This window comes from Neolewinella aquimaris, from assembly GCF_014197245.1.
Taxonomy (GTDB): Bacteria; Bacteroidota; Bacteroidia; order Chitinophagales; family Saprospiraceae; genus Neolewinella; species Neolewinella aquimaris.
The window spans coordinates 23,590-37,727 of record NZ_JACIFF010000009.1; the positions used below are offsets into that span (position 1 = coordinate 23,590).

Genomic DNA, 14,138 nt, shown 5'->3' on the forward strand with positions numbered 1-14,138 from the left:
CCTGTATCCGCCATTATGAAGCGACCGATCGCAACATTTCTTCAGGCAGTCACCGTAATGATTGGCATTCTGGCGATTTTTGTCCTGGTCAGGTTTCCGATGATGGAGGGGAGGGCCACCGATCTAGACTTGGCAAGCATCTACCTCGATCCATTTATTCTATATGGATATGCCTCATCAATTGCCTTTTTTGTGCTGTTGTATCAAGTATTTCAATTGTTCGGATACATTGGGCGAGATGAGTTTTATTCACCTTGTGCGACTAAAACCCTGAGACGTATTAAATTTTGCGCGATTGTGTTGGGTGCGTCGATCGTGGCTGCAGGATTGTACATACGTGAATTTCATCACGAAGACGACGACCCCGCCGGATTTCTCGCCATCTGCATTATGGGCACCTTTATTGCAATAGTAGTTGCAACGGCTGCGACGATGCTCGAAAAGAGTACGAAAAGGTCCGTTACTTCCGGAGTTTGCTGAAGTCCGTGCTCGCTGCTACGCCACGTTGATTGCTTTCCCTGAATTTCCTCCGCACCTGCGTCCCCGCCCCCCGTATTCCGCCTACCTTGCCGCCATGAAGAAGCCGACCAAAGCCAAGCTGAAAGCCATTGCGGCGGATCGCATCGCCTTCGCAAAGGAAATACGGCAGGACTACCTGGATGGGAAACTGGAACCCAACCGGACGGCGTCAGGACTAGGCTACCTTATTCACGAAGCCGGAGAAGGCGTGCAGCCGAAGCCGGGACAGCGGGTGGAAGTACACTACGTCGGGCTACTCGAGGATAAACCCAGCGTGTTTGAAGAATCGTTCAGCAGCGCGAGGGGGGTGCGCTTTTTGCTCGGAGCCGGCGAAGTGATTCCGGCCTGGGATGAAGCCATCGCGCTGCTGCGGTGGGGTGACGAAGCCACGCTCTTTGTGCCAGCTAAGCTGGGTTACGGGCCAAAGGGACGGGGGCAGGGAATCCCGACAAACAGTAACTTGATCTTCTATGTGGAGATCGCATCGGTGGGGTAAGTGGTTATGGACAAATCGAATGGGTACGAGAAAATAGCTAGTAGGTTTATCGAACTCCGCGGAAAAGCCACGGATGGGATAGGTGCCGCGACCGTCCGCAAATGGGCGCGTACTCTGCCGCCGGGTGCCTCTATACTGGATCTGGGTTGTGGAACCGGGCTTCCAATTACTAAGGTGTTGGTTGAAGAGGGGATGCGCGTCTACGCGATAGATGCATCGCCTACTTTGCTCCGCGCCTTTAGGCAGAATTTTCCGAGCGTCCCCGCTAGGCGCGAAAGCGTAGCGGAATCCTCGTTTTTTGACCTTCAATACGGGGCAGTTATCGCCATCGGCCTGATGTTCCTTTTACCGCCAACGGAACAGGGGGCGATGATTCAAAAAGCTGCCGATCACCTACGGACCGGGGGAAAGCTGCTGTTTACTGCCCCGCGCGTGAAAACCGAGTGGAAAGATGTTCTGACCGGAGAACAGTCGGTATCGCTGGGAGCGGAGCGATATAAGACCGTGTTGTCAGAAGCGGGACTGTCGCTGCTCGCTGAATTTGAGGACGAAGGGGGGAATTATTACTTCGACGCGGTGAAGGAGTGATGAGCGGGGTGGTTTGTCGGGCGGGTGAGGGGTTTCGGTCGATTGGTTTTGCGGGTAAGCCCTGGCGAGTGTTCCTTGGCATTGAGCACTATCCACCTCACCCTCAACTAATATTGCGGTGCATGTTATTCAACTTCTCTTGGTAACCATCTCTCTCGGCGGCCTGCTCGGTTGCAGGAACAACCTCATTGAGGTGCCGGAGTCGCCCTACCCCATCAGTGACGATTGGTTCTCGGTGGACACCATAGCGCGGGGGTTCACCATTCCGTACGGGATCGCGATCGTGAATGATGGTGAATACTTCATCACGGACCGGGTGGGGAAAATGTATCACTATACCGACGGCTATATGAACGAGGTGGAGGGTATGCCACCGGTGGCTACCTTTGGCACCCCCGGCATTCGCGCTATTATGCACGGTGGACTGATGGATGTGAGCCTGCACCCCGCTTACGCCGATAACGGCCTTCTCTACGTTTCCTACCTGGACACTACTGGTCTAGCGCGGGTCTCGCGCTTCCAAATCCAGGACGACACGGCTACCGATTTCGATACCATTTTCACGACGAGAAACCTCAACTGGACCGGGAACGGTATGCGAATCGTGTGGCAGGACAGCACGCACTTCTTTCTAAATGTGGGCAATTCTGACTGGTCTACTTCCAGTTTTCCCATCCTGTATGCCCAAGACCTCGACAACGACGCTGGAAAAATTCATCGGCTGTTGGAGGACGGGAGTATTCCGCCCGATAATCCGATCTTCGAAGGCCGGACCTCCCCCTCCACCATCTGGAGCTACGGCCACCGGGACGTGCAGGGCTTGTACTACGAGCAATCGACTCATACCCTGTTTGGCGTGGAGCACGGCCCGAAGGGCGGAGACGAATTCAACATTATCGAGCAGGGAAAGAATTACGGGTGGCCGCTCGTTAGCTACGGCATCAATTACGACGGTCAGTGGGTATCGACCATCTCGCACGATTCTGCGGCCGCCTCTACCATATTGCCGGAACACTACTGGACCGTCCCGACGGACGACGGCGGCCAGGCCCTGGCCCCTGCCTGTCTCCTGAAAGTCGACAGCAGTACGATCGAGGACTGGAACGGTCATTTTCTCTTCGGCTCCCTCGCCTACCGAAGGCTCATGAAATTCAACCGAAAAACCGGCGAGACCTTCGGACTGGACATTGAAGGACGGGTTCGCACCATCAAGCAACTGCCCAGCGGAGATGTGATTGCACTAATTGAACGAAATGATTTGACTAAGGCGAATGGGGTGGTGGTGCGGATTGGGGAGTGAGGTATTTTAAGTACTCCCGCCGTCTCGGGCTACAAGCCGCTCGACCTCTGCATCCGTGTAGAATCAGTGCCCGTCCGTGGTGAAAATATCCTAACCTGCCGTCTCGGGCTACAAGCCACTCGACCATTACATCCGTGTTTAATCCGTGCCCATCCGTGGTGAAAATACCATAACCTGTCGTCTCGGGCTACAAGCCACTCGACCTTACCCCTGAATAACCGTACATTCCCGTAACCAATTACCCATTAATGGAAGACGACTTTCTCGCAGAAATGAGCTACAACGGCGTGACCGCCCGCCTAAAGCGACTAAGCGACGCCTTCCTGTACCAAACCAAGGAATTCTACACGGAACAGGACGCCGAGATCGAGCCCAACTGGCACATGGTCTTCCTCCTACTCGAAAAGCACGGACAGCTGACCGTCACGGAAATGGCAAGTCAACTGGGGCAGTCCCACCCCGCCCTGGTGAAGTTGACGAAAAAGATGAAGCGGAAGGGCTACCTGATTTCTCTCGAAGACGAAAACGACCGGCGCAAGTATCAGCTCACCCTCTCCGATAAGGCCCGCGCGGAACTGCCGCTACTGCACCGGTACTGGGAAGCGGGCGACCGAGCGCTGCGGGAGATGATGGACCACCACACCGCATTGCTGGACCAACTAGCCGTAGTAGAAAAGAATATGGCAGACGCGGACTTCAAGACCCGTATGCACCACCACTTCGAATCGCTGAAGGATTGATCCGACGTCCCGATGACTCAGCTACCCCATCAAACCCCACCAGGTCTACGCATCCGGAACGAAAAAACCCGCAGTTTGCGTAAGTGATAGGCATGAATGATGCAGAACACCGCGCCAGAGATGATCAACGGTCCCGAAGCGATCAGAACGCCGTAGAACACGTAAATAAAGCTCGATATCAGGTGCCAAAAGCGAAAGCCGGCCATTTCCTTTTTGGTGATGGCGTAGAAACCGGCGGCAATAGCGAGGTAACCCAGAAGTTCCGTGTATAAATGCATAGGGATGGAAATTGAACTGTAAACTCCCAAAGCTGCTTCCGCAACTCATTAGCGTAACTGGTTACACAAATGTAACCTCGAATGATCGTAACCAGTTACGTTTTTTGGCTTCTATTTACGGTCGCTAATTGGATGAACTGTTTTGTCCTAGTAAAGCGGTCGGAGATAAGCCGTTAATTGTAAAAGCAGTTCTGCTGCCAGATTTTGTCTGTTGCGGTATATTGGCAAGCCTTTATTAGATCCCGCCAGCCGTTCATGCACTACCTACTTAGCCTGCTCCTTTCCTTTTGCCTTGCTCCCGCGCTTGCCGCCCAGGTTGATACCGTGCACCTACCGGGTACGGACGTGAGTTTTACCATGGTTCCGCTCCCGGGCGGCACATTCACGTTCGGAGACACCGAAAAAGAGGTCACCCTATCTCCTTTTTCGATCAGCAGTCACGAAGTTACCCACGAGGCCTACCGCATTTTTCAGGTTCGCGAAAACGATACGCCCGTAGCCGCTTCCGGAGACTGGGACGCAGATGCCGTCACCCGCCCCTCCCCACCCTACCTCGACCTGAGTTACGGGATGGGCACCCGCGGCGGCTACCCCCAGGTGAACACCACCCAGCAGGCTGCCCTGCGCTACTGCGAGTGGCTCTACGAAAAGACCGGCCGCTTCTTCCGCCTCCCCACCGAAGCCGAGTGGGAATACGCTTGCCTCGCCGGCCAGGAACCCGATTCCGCCGACCTGCATGACCTGGCCTGGCTCTACGAAAACGGGGAAGAAACCTACCACAAGGTCGGCGAAAAGAAGCCCAACGCCTACGGACTTTACGACATGATCGGCAACGTCAGCGAATGGACGCTCGACGAGTACTACGACGACTACACCGACCGCATCGGCACCGACCCCGACCCATGGCTACGGCCCGACGGCAAGCACTCCCGCACCGTCCGCGGCGGCTCCTTCGACACCGAAACCGCCGACGCCGGCTGCCGCACCCGTGAAAAATCCTCCCCCCGCTGGCAGGCCCGCGACCCCCAGATCCCCAAAAGCCTCTGGTGGAATGTCGATAGCGCCTTCCTGGGCTTCCGCCTCGTATCACCCAAAAAACAGCCTACCCCAGAAGAAGTCCGTACCTTTTTTGCGGAAGCGATTGTGGACTAGGGGATTTCAAATTGAAAATTGGTGATTTAAAATTTGTCCTCACCCGAAATGCAATCCATCGTTAATATTGCTAACTGAGTGCTCCTAATAGCTATTGGGAAATTTTAAATTTAAAATTGGTGATTTAAAATTGTACCGCCCGATGATCATTTCCCGTAACGAGCGGAGCGAGCAGAGCCATGCCGACGAGCGTAGCGAGCAAAGCCACAAAGACGAGCGTAGCGAGCAGAGCCACAAAGACGAGCGTAGCGAGCAGAGCCACAAATTTTAAATTGAATATTGTAAATTGTAAATTATAAACCACAAGATCATGCCAATCAACCGCCGTTCCTTTCTCCAAAAAACCACCGCCCTCGCCGCCGCCGGCCTGGTCGTCTCTCCCGAGCTAGCCGCACGGGTGCACATTGACGGGGCCGACGTCATAAAAATCGGGCTGATCGGTTGCGGCGGACGGGGCACAGGAGCGGCCTTCCAGGCCCTAGCCACCGAGCAAAACGTGAAGTTGGTGGCCATGGGCGACGCTTTTCGTGACCGGCTGGACAAGGCTTATACGGGCATCCAGACCCAGCTGGCCGAAAACGAAATTGACGCGACACGACTCGACGTTGCAGAAGAAAACAAATTCGTCGGATTCGATGCCTACGAGAAAGTCATTTCGCTCTGTGACGTGGTGGTGATCGCTACCCCTCCGGGTTTTCGGCCAATTCATTTCGAAGCAGCCGTAGCGGCAGACAAGCAGATCTTCATGGAAAAACCCGTGGCCGTGGACGCACCCGGAGTACGACGGGTACTCAAGGCCGCCGAGGAAGCGAAGCGAAAAAAGCTGAACGTCGTCGTCGGTTTGCAGCGCCACTACCAAAAAAAGTACACCGAAGGCTGGGTGGATATGATGCAGAACGGCGCCATCGGCGACATCACCACCAGCTACGTGTACTGGAACAGCGGCGGCGTGTGGGTAAGGCCCCGCGAAGCCGGACAGACCGAAATGGAATACCAGATGCGCAACTGGTACTACTTCAACTGGCTCTGCGGCGACCACATCAACGAGCAACACATCCATAACCTCGACGTGGGCAACTGGGTCAAGCAGGACTACCCCCGGGAAGCCTCCGGATTCGGCGGTCGCCACATGCGCAACGGCAAGGAGCACGGAGAGATCTTCGATCACCACGCCGTGGAGTACACCTACGCCGACGGCAGTCGCATGATCAGTCAGTGCCGCCACTGGAACGGAGCCAGCACCAAGGTTACCGAACAGTTTCAGGGCACGAATGGTACCGCCCCGGCTCCCGGTAAGCTGTTGACTAAATCCGGCTACGCCATACTGGACCACAACGACCGCAAGGACCCCAACCCCTACCAACTCGAGCACGACCTGCTCTTTAAAGCCGTCGCCGACGGGGAGTACAAATACGCGGACGCCGAAAATGCCGCCAAGAGTACCCTCACCGCCGTTATGGGCCGTATGGCCACGTATTCCGGTCAGGTCGTCACCTGGGAGGAGGCCATGCAGTCAGACCTCGATCTCTCGCCGGCTACCTACGCCTTCAATGCGCCGCCCCCGATCCTGCCCCTCGAAAACGGCTACTACCCCGTCCCCGTCCCCGGCGAGACCAAGGTGAAGTAGTTCCTGGTGCCCGTCGGCCGGATACTCGTCGGCTGGATACTCGTCGGCCGAATGCAATTCGTCCGCCGAGTATCCTTATCGTTCGCCGTTTTTCTTCTCGCGCTATCGCTCCCCCTCCCTGCGCAGCACCGCCTGTCCGTCTCCCGCCCCGCCATGGGTACCCCCTGGTCGATTACGGTTTATGCGGACGATACATCATCCGCTCACCGCATCATCGACAGCGCTTACGCCCGCATCGAAGCCGTCGAGCAAGCGATGAGCGACTACCGGACGGACAGTGAGATCAACCGATTAGCGCGCCTACCCCCACGCCGCTACCACCGGGTGTCTGGTGATCTATACCGAATCCTGAAATTATCGCGTCAGCTAGCCCGTCGGAGCAGGGGCGCATTCGATCCTACCGTGGGGCCCCTATCCAGACTCTGGCGCCGGGCCATACGCAGTCAGACCTTCCCGTCGGAACAGGAAATAAGTCGGGCGGGATCGCGGGTGCAGTGGAAATACCTGCGGCTGCGCCGCCCGAACCTGGTTTGGTTGGCCCGGGATAGCATGCAGCTCGACCTGGGCGGGATCGCCAAGGGGTATGCCCTCGACGCAGCCGGAGAGGTGCTCCGTACCGGTGGACTTCCCTCCTTCCTCGTCGATGGTGGAGGGGATTTGCTGCTCGGTGCGTCTCCGCCGGACCGTTCCGGCTGGCGGATAAAAGGGCCTAATGGCCCCATCGATACGGCATTCGTGGCGGTTGCCACCTCCGGCACGGCCTATAAGTACGTTGAGCACGAGGGAAACCGCTATAGCCACCTTATCGATCCCCGTACCGGAATGGGGGTCGTGGGCGTGCGGTCCGTATCCGTTTTCGCCCCGAGTGGAACGCTGGCGGACGCCCTCGCATCGGCGCTCCTGGTAACTGATCCGCGGAAGGAACCGAAGTGGCTGAAAAAGTATGCTTCAGTTAGGTATTACCGGAAGCGTAGAGAGGATTGATTGACTTCCTGGTGCTTCCCCCACCCCGTCCACCATTTCAAATCGCTGACCGGGTTACCCCGTCCGACCGCTTTAGCGGTCGGACGGGGTATTAGCGAAAATTCGCTAAATAATGTCGGCAGTACTTGAACGGAGGGGAAATTGGGCTTAACTTAGCAGCGAATTTTCGCTAAGAGTTAAAAATCCTTGATCATGTCAGACACGCTAACCGACCAGAAAGTCCTTAAGGGAGGTGAATTTCTCATCGCCGATGCCGACTATTCTACCACCTTCGTTCCGGAGGAATTCAATGAGGAACAACGGATGGTACGGCAGATGGTCCAGGATTTTATCGACCAGGAGATCAAGCCTAACCTCGACAAGATCGAGAAGCAGGAAGACAACATTGCCCCGCGCCTGCTGGAAAAGATGGCCGACTTAGGTCTATTGGGCAGTCACATGCCGGAAGAATTCGGAGGGATGGAGATGGACACCAATACCAATACCCTCATCTGCGAAGTGATGGGTGGTAGCTCGGGATCCTTCACGGTTTCTTACGCTGCCCACACCGGCATCGGTATGCTTCCCATCCTATATTTCGGAACCGAGAAGCAGAAGCAGGATTACCTGCCCCGCCTCATCAACGGGGAACTGAAGTCCGCCTACTGCCTCACCGAGCCCGGTAGTGGATCGGACGCGATGGGGGCTAAGACCTCTGCGGTCCTTGATGGGGATGCCTACGTGCTTAACGGGCAGAAAATGTGGATCTCCAACGCCGGATTTGCCGATGTCTTCATCGTCTTCGCCCAGGTGGATGGCGATAAGTTTACCGGATTCATCGTACCGAGCGGATTGGAGGGTTTAACCTTAGGTGCCGAAGAGGACAAACTAGGCATCAAGGGCAGCTCTACCCGCCAGGTATTCTTCGAGAACGTGCGCGTACCCGTCGGCAATAGCCTCGGTCAGATCGGCAAGGGTCATCTCATCGCCTTCAACGTCCTGAACGTCGGACGCTTCAAACTACACGCCCTGAGTATGGGTGGGGCGAAGCGTTCGCTGGAAGTAGGCATTCGCTACGCCAACGAGCGGATCCAGTTCAAACAGCCGATCGCCAACTTCGGTGCCATCAAGTACAAAATCGGTGAGGCGGGCATCCGCATCTTCGCGGGCGAAAGCGCCCTCTACCGCGTAAGCCAGCAGATCCAGGACATGAACAAGCAACTGATGGCGGACGGTAAGTCATTCGCCGAAGCCAAGTTGCTCAGTGCGGAGGAGTACGCTATTGAGTGCGCCCTGCTGAAGTTCCTGGGTTCCGAGACCCTGGATTACACCGTCGACGAAGTGGTGCAGATTCACGGCGGCATGGGGTACAGTGAGGAAACCCTCGCGCCACGCATGTACCGCGACAGCCGCATCAACCGGATCTACGAAGGAACCAACGAGATCAACCGACTATTGAGTGTCGACATGCTGCTGCGCCGGGCCATGAAGGGTGCGCTGGACATCGTCGGACCCGCCTGGAACGTGCAGAAGGAGCTTGGTGGAATGCCCAGCATGGACCGTCCCGAGGGGGAATATGGAGAAGAAATTAAAGCCGTAGCTGACTTCAAGAAGCTGATCCTGATGGTAGCCGGAGCTGCGGCTAAGCAACAAATGGACGGCAAGATCAACCTCAAGGCCGAACAGGAGATCCTGATGAACGTAGCGGACATGCTCGGAGACTTGCTGCAGGCGGAGAGCACGCTGATGCGGGTCCGCAAAATGCGGGACAATGGTCTCGGTAACCAGTCGCCGGAGGTGTACGATGCCGCACTGCGCACCTACCTCCACGATGCTACCGCCCGGATGCAAAAGAACGCGACCGATGCGGTTGCCAGCTTTATCGAAGGAGACTTACTGCGCACCTTCACCATGGGCATCAAGCGCTTTACCAAGTACCCACCACAGAACGTGAAGAAGCTGCGCCGAATCGTAGCGGACTTCCTGATTGAGGCCAACGCATTTGTAATGTAGTAATTGACCCTAACCAAATAGAAAGCCGCGATCTGCAGACTGCAAATCGCGGCTTCTTTTTTGTTACCGAGTGTCGGAGGGTACCGATCCTAGATTTTTACCACTTCTGCCTGAATGGGATAATCGGCCAGGATCCGGTTGGTAAAGGCCATGTGGCCGCGGGGAACGGCCAGGTAGAGTTTGCCGTGCTTATAGGCGGCGAGGCTGCTGAGCAGACGCCACTTGGTTACGAGTTCACGTTCGTCTTCGGTTTTCATACCGAGTTCGAAGTAGCTTTTGCGGCCATTCACCTCACCGGTAACGTCGGGAATGAAGTACTCATCGGTGTCCTTGCTGCGACGAATTTTGGCCGGGGTTTCATAGCCTTCGGCGTTGGCCTTGACGTTGTCGAAGCCTTTCTTGTTGACTATTTTCTCGAGCAGGGCTTTAATAAGCTCAGCGTCTTTTTGCTGGGCGTCGGTGAGGATTCCGTTTTCCATTGTGGGTAGGATGGTTTGATCTAAAAAGTGTAGAAGCGAATATCCGTAAAATTTGCGAGACACCGGAAGGGGGCTCCGTCGCCTGAGATCATCGTCATTCGCACGTGCTTCTTAGAGAACGTCTCGAACGCAGTCGGAGTTGATAGAAACCGCAATTCCGCCACCCATGTCGTACTTTACCCCTCACCAAGCTTAAAACTGATCTACATGAATACCGACCAGCGTCCGTGGCTCGCTCATTATCCAGCCGGCATTCCCGCCAACGTTGACGTCGACGCTTTTCCAACGCTCAAGGACATGTTGGAGGCAACGATGAAAAAATTTGCCAAAAAACCGGCCTTTTCCTGCATGGGCCGGGACATCAGCTACCACGAACTGGACCAAATGGGCACGGCCTTCGGAGCTTACCTCCACTACCGCGGCCTGCAACCGGGGGATAAGGTAGCCGTCATGATGCCCAACCTGCTGCAGTACCCCATCGCCCTCCACGGCATCCTGAAGGCGGGATTGGTCATCGTAAACACCAATCCCCTCTACACGCCACCGGAAATGAAGCACCAGTTTACGGACAGCGGTGCCAAGGCGGTCGTGATCGCCGAAAACTTCGCCGCTAATCTGGAACAGATCATTCAGGATACGGAGATCACAACGGTGATCACCACCAGCATCGGTGAGCTACTGGGTTGGGTGAAGGGCGGACTGACGAACTTCGTGGTGCGCAGCGTAAAGAAGATGGTCCCCACCTTCAACCTTCCGGACGCGGTGACCTTCCAGACGGCCCTCGACGAGGGGAAAAAGCACCGACTTCCCACCTTCAGTGGCCAACCGGGCGACACCATTGCCCTACAGTACACGGGTGGCACGACCGGCGTCTCGAAGGGGGCCATGCTCACCAACGCCAACCTGGTAGCCAATGCCCAGCAGATGTACGCCTGGATCACCCAGCTACTCAAGGAAGGGACGGACGGACGCATGCTCTGTCCTCTGCCCCTGTACCACATCTTCGCCTTCACCGTAAATGCGGTAGCGGCCTTCAACATCGGTATGTGCAACGTACTGATCACCAACCCGCGGGATCAGAGCACCATCGTCAAGGCCTTTAAGGACAACAAGATCGAAGCGATGACTGGCGTGAATACCCTCTTCAATGCGCTTCTGAACAACAAAGACTTCCAGAAGCTGGATTTCCGTCACCTCAAGCTGACGGGCGGCGGCGGCATGGCGGTCCAGCGAGTAGTCGCCGAGCGGTGGCAAAAACTCACCGGTACCGCCCTGACGGAGGGCTACGGGCTCACCGAAACCAGTCCGGTAGCTACCATGAACCCCTTTAACGACAAACTCCGTATCGGAACCATCGGTGTCCCCATCCCGAATACCGCGGTACGCGTTTGGCACGAAGAGGATCAGCGGGTGGCAACCACCGAAGAACGCGGAGAGATACAGGTAAAGGGGCCGCAGGTCATGAAGGGGTACTACAATCGGCCCGAAGACACCGCCAAGGTCATCAAGGACGGGTGGCTGTGTACCGGGGATATCGGGATGATGTCGGAGGATGGCTTCTTCAAGATCGTAGACCGGAAGAAAGATATGATCCTGGTCTCCGGCTTCAATGTGTATCCCAACGAGGTAGAAGACGTGATCGCCGCCCACCCCAAGGTTCTGGAATGTGCCGCCGTCGGAATTCCGAGTGAAAAATCGGGGGAGGTCGTCAAGCTTTTCGTGGTGAAGAAGGAAGATTCTCTCACCAAGGAGGAATTGGTAGCCTTCGCCCGCGAGAGCCTCACGGGGTATAAAATTCCGAAGGAGGTCGAGTTTCGGGAGAGTCTGCCGAAGAGCAACGTAGGTAAGATCCTGCGGCGCGAACTCAGGGAAGCCTAACCGACGGTCGCGACTAAGTGGAGCTTAGCGATTTTCTGAGGGGGGAGGATCCGGTGCAGATTGCCCGGGGCCTGATCGGCACGGAACTCATCAGCCGCATGGACGGCATCGAGACGGGTGGCCTGATTACCGAGACGGAAGCTTACTGGGCTCCGGAGGACCGCGCAAGTCACGCCTACGGCTACCGGAAAACGCCGCGCACCGAGCCCTTCTACGCTCCGGCCGGTACCAGCTACGTTTATCTCTGCTACGGCATCCACGAGTTGTTCAACGTGATCACCGGTCCGGAGGGGACGCCGCACGCCGTACTCATCCGGGCAATCGAGCCCACGCGGGGGCTGGAACACATGCTCCGCCGCCGTCATATGGAAACCTTAAAGCCACAACTTAGCCGGGGACCCGGCGTTGTGTCGAAAGTGCTGGGAATAACGAGGCGGCACAACGCCCTGGACCTTCTTGACCCCCTAAGTGCGCTACACCTCAGGGCCACCGGGAAGACGTTCGGCGACGACCAAATCGTAGCAACGCCCCGCATCGGCATCGACGGCGCCGGAGCGGAATGGGCGGCCAAACCCTGGCGCTTCTACCGCAAGGGAAGTCGGTACGTAAGTAGACTTAACGCATTTAAATGAGCCCTCCTTTGCTGCTTTTCGGTAATTCTCTGCTCCTGCGCGCCGCCGCCCTGCTGTTCCTGCTCGGAGTGGCCGGGCCGATGATGGCACAACACGGCGACCTGAAGTTTTACGACAATACTTACGTCGAGAACATTCGGACGGTCCGCCTCCACATCGACGGCTTTCCACACTCCTACCCCATTATTGAACTCGGGGGAGGTGCCCGGCTGCGGCTTTCCTTCGACGACACAAGCGACGAGGTCGGGCGCTACTCGTATTCCTTCATTCACTGCAACCAGGACTGGACGCCGTCGACCCTCGGGCAGATGGAATACAATAGCGGCTACTCGAACGACTACCTGGAAACGTACGACTTCAGTCTGCGAACCCTGAAACAGTACGTTCACTACGACCTGGTATTTCCGAACCGCAATATGCGCCTCGAGCGCAGCGGCAATTACCTGCTCGTGGTTTACGATACGCAGGACGACGACCGCCCCGTGATCACCCGCCGGTTCATGGTGTCGGAAAACCTGGCCGGAGTGAGTGCCCAGGTTACCCGCCCGTCGGTGGTGGATAAGATCCATACCCACCAGGAGGTCAGGCTGACGGTCAATACGAAGCAACTGCAACCGCGCTCTCCACTGCAGGAGCTAACGGCCACGGTCCTGCAGAATGGCCGCTGGGACAATGCCGTTACGGGGGTGAACCCCAACCTACTGGGCCGCGAGAACGTCCAGTTCAACTATCAGGACGTGATTGTCTTCCGGGGAGGCAACGAGTTTCGCAACCTTGACCTGCGTTCGGTACAGGCACCGCGCACGGATGTTACCAGTATTACCAATGAGGGCGACTTTTACGCGATGCTGCTGGCACCGGAAGAAACCAGGGGGAATAGCGTGTACATTCAGTATTTTGACCTGAACGGCGACTTCGTGAATTTCCGGACCGACCGGCCGGTGGTGAATCTGGCGGACGAATTTTTACAGGAGAACTTTACGCGCTTCGGCCTCGACTTTACCGGAGAATACATCGAGGCTACCTTTATCCTTAAGCCCCGCAACGGCATACCCCTGGATATGGACCTATACTTGTTCGGTGCACTGACCGAATGGCAGTTGAAGTACGACTACCGCATGGTTTGGAATCAGAACATCAATGCCTACGTCGGCCGCGCACTGGTCAAGCAGGGCTTTTACAACTACTATTACGTCACGGATGAGGGCAAGGGAAATCCCAATCTACGCCGCCCCGGTGATCGGGCCGGTTATGACCTGACCGAGGACAGCTTCGACCAGACGGAGAACGACTACATCGGCCTGATCTACTACCGGCCGCTGGGTGGCAGGTACGATCGCCTGGTCGGGACCACCATCACGAACAGCAGCCGCTAAATTCTCCTGCGGGGTGACCGGTCTAGTGCTTCGTGACGTTCATAGATTAAATTTTCCGCCCAGGACCGAAAGTGTAGTTTTGCTGACCGATAAACAT

General features: G+C 56.3%; 15 protein-coding genes. 13 read left to right on the forward strand and 2 right to left on the reverse strand.

From position 1 onward, the window contains the following. The first annotated feature begins 15 nt into the window (after positions 1-15). The 5 genes from GGR28_RS15900 (at position 16) to GGR28_RS15920 (ending at position 3,643) form a co-directional block, all read left to right on the forward strand. Complete coding sequence (locus GGR28_RS15900; protein ID WP_183496815.1) at positions 16-480, forward strand: DUF2975 domain-containing protein; 465 nt, start codon at positions 16-18, stop codon at positions 478-480. 94 nt (positions 481-574) lie between these two features. Then, positions 575-1,015, forward strand: coding sequence for an FKBP-type peptidyl-prolyl cis-trans isomerase (locus GGR28_RS15905; RefSeq protein ID WP_183496816.1), 441 nt, complete (start codon positions 575-577; stop codon positions 1,013-1,015). 6 nt (positions 1,016-1,021) lie between these two features. Beyond that, a complete protein-coding gene (locus GGR28_RS15910) occupies positions 1,022-1,603 on the forward strand; it encodes a class I SAM-dependent methyltransferase (protein ID WP_221233918.1) in 582 nt (193 codons plus the stop codon). 139 nt (positions 1,604-1,742) lie between these two features. Beyond that, entirely contained in the window at positions 1,743-2,903 is a 1,161-nt protein-coding gene (locus GGR28_RS15915) for a PQQ-dependent sugar dehydrogenase (RefSeq protein ID WP_183496817.1), read from the forward strand. Between the two features lie 248 nt (positions 2,904-3,151). After that, positions 3,152-3,643, forward strand: a complete 492-nt coding sequence (locus GGR28_RS15920; RefSeq protein WP_183496818.1) for a MarR family transcriptional regulator — start codon at positions 3,152-3,154, stop codon at positions 3,641-3,643. 29 nt (positions 3,644-3,672) lie between these two features. Here the strand turns inward: GGR28_RS15920 and GGR28_RS15925 are convergent, their stop codons facing one another. Next, positions 3,673-3,921, reverse strand: coding sequence for a YgjV family protein (locus tag GGR28_RS15925; RefSeq protein WP_183496819.1), 249 nt, complete (start codon positions 3,919-3,921; stop codon positions 3,673-3,675). A gap of 255 nt (positions 3,922-4,176) precedes the next feature. Between GGR28_RS15925 and GGR28_RS15930 the strand changes: the two genes are divergently transcribed. The 5 genes from GGR28_RS15930 (at position 4,177) to GGR28_RS15945 (ending at position 9,676) form a co-directional block, all read left to right on the forward strand. Beyond that, complete coding sequence (locus GGR28_RS15930; protein ID WP_183496820.1) at positions 4,177-5,073, forward strand: formylglycine-generating enzyme family protein; 897 nt, start codon at positions 4,177-4,179, stop codon at positions 5,071-5,073. 142 nt (positions 5,074-5,215) lie between these two features. Beyond that, positions 5,216-5,344, forward strand: coding sequence for a hypothetical protein (locus GGR28_RS19235; protein WP_262890792.1), 129 nt, complete (start codon positions 5,216-5,218; stop codon positions 5,342-5,344). Positions 5,345-5,383: 39 nt separating this feature from the next. Then, entirely contained in the window at positions 5,384-6,700 is a 1,317-nt protein-coding gene (locus GGR28_RS15935; protein WP_183496821.1) for a Gfo/Idh/MocA family protein, read from the forward strand. 51 nt (positions 6,701-6,751) lie between these two features. Continuing rightward, positions 6,752-7,684 carry an FAD:protein FMN transferase gene (locus tag GGR28_RS15940; protein WP_183496822.1) on the forward strand — a complete coding sequence of 311 codons (933 nt, stop codon included), beginning with the start codon at positions 6,752-6,754 and terminating at the stop codon, positions 7,682-7,684. A gap of 192 nt (positions 7,685-7,876) precedes the next feature. Then, a complete protein-coding gene (locus GGR28_RS15945; protein ID WP_183496823.1) occupies positions 7,877-9,676 on the forward strand; it encodes an acyl-CoA dehydrogenase family protein in 1,800 nt (599 codons plus the stop codon). Between the two features lie 89 nt (positions 9,677-9,765). On the opposite strand, the gene GGR28_RS15950 is transcribed toward GGR28_RS15945, so the two are convergent. Continuing rightward, positions 9,766-10,155, reverse strand: coding sequence for a hypothetical protein (locus GGR28_RS15950; RefSeq protein ID WP_183496824.1), 390 nt, complete (start codon positions 10,153-10,155; stop codon positions 9,766-9,768). Positions 10,156-10,362: 207 nt separating this feature from the next. On the opposite strand from GGR28_RS15950, the gene GGR28_RS15955 reads away from it, so the two are divergent. Genes GGR28_RS15955 through GGR28_RS15965 form a run of 3 tightly spaced genes read left to right on the forward strand, consistent with a single transcriptional unit; the run spans position 10,363 to position 14,041 of the window. Continuing rightward, positions 10,363-12,033 (forward strand): AMP-binding protein, encoded by a 1,671-nt coding sequence (locus tag GGR28_RS15955; protein ID WP_183496825.1) that lies wholly within the window; start codon positions 10,363-10,365, stop codon positions 12,031-12,033. A gap of 17 nt (positions 12,034-12,050) precedes the next feature. Continuing rightward, complete coding sequence (locus GGR28_RS15960) at positions 12,051-12,665, forward strand: DNA-3-methyladenine glycosylase (protein WP_183496826.1); 615 nt, start codon at positions 12,051-12,053, stop codon at positions 12,663-12,665. Further along, positions 12,662-14,041 (forward strand): type IX secretion system plug protein, encoded by a 1,380-nt coding sequence (locus tag GGR28_RS15965; protein ID WP_183496827.1) that lies wholly within the window; start codon positions 12,662-12,664, stop codon positions 14,039-14,041. Before GGR28_RS15960 ends, GGR28_RS15965 begins: the two co-directional genes overlap by 4 nt. Positions 14,042-14,138 lie beyond the last annotated feature (97 nt).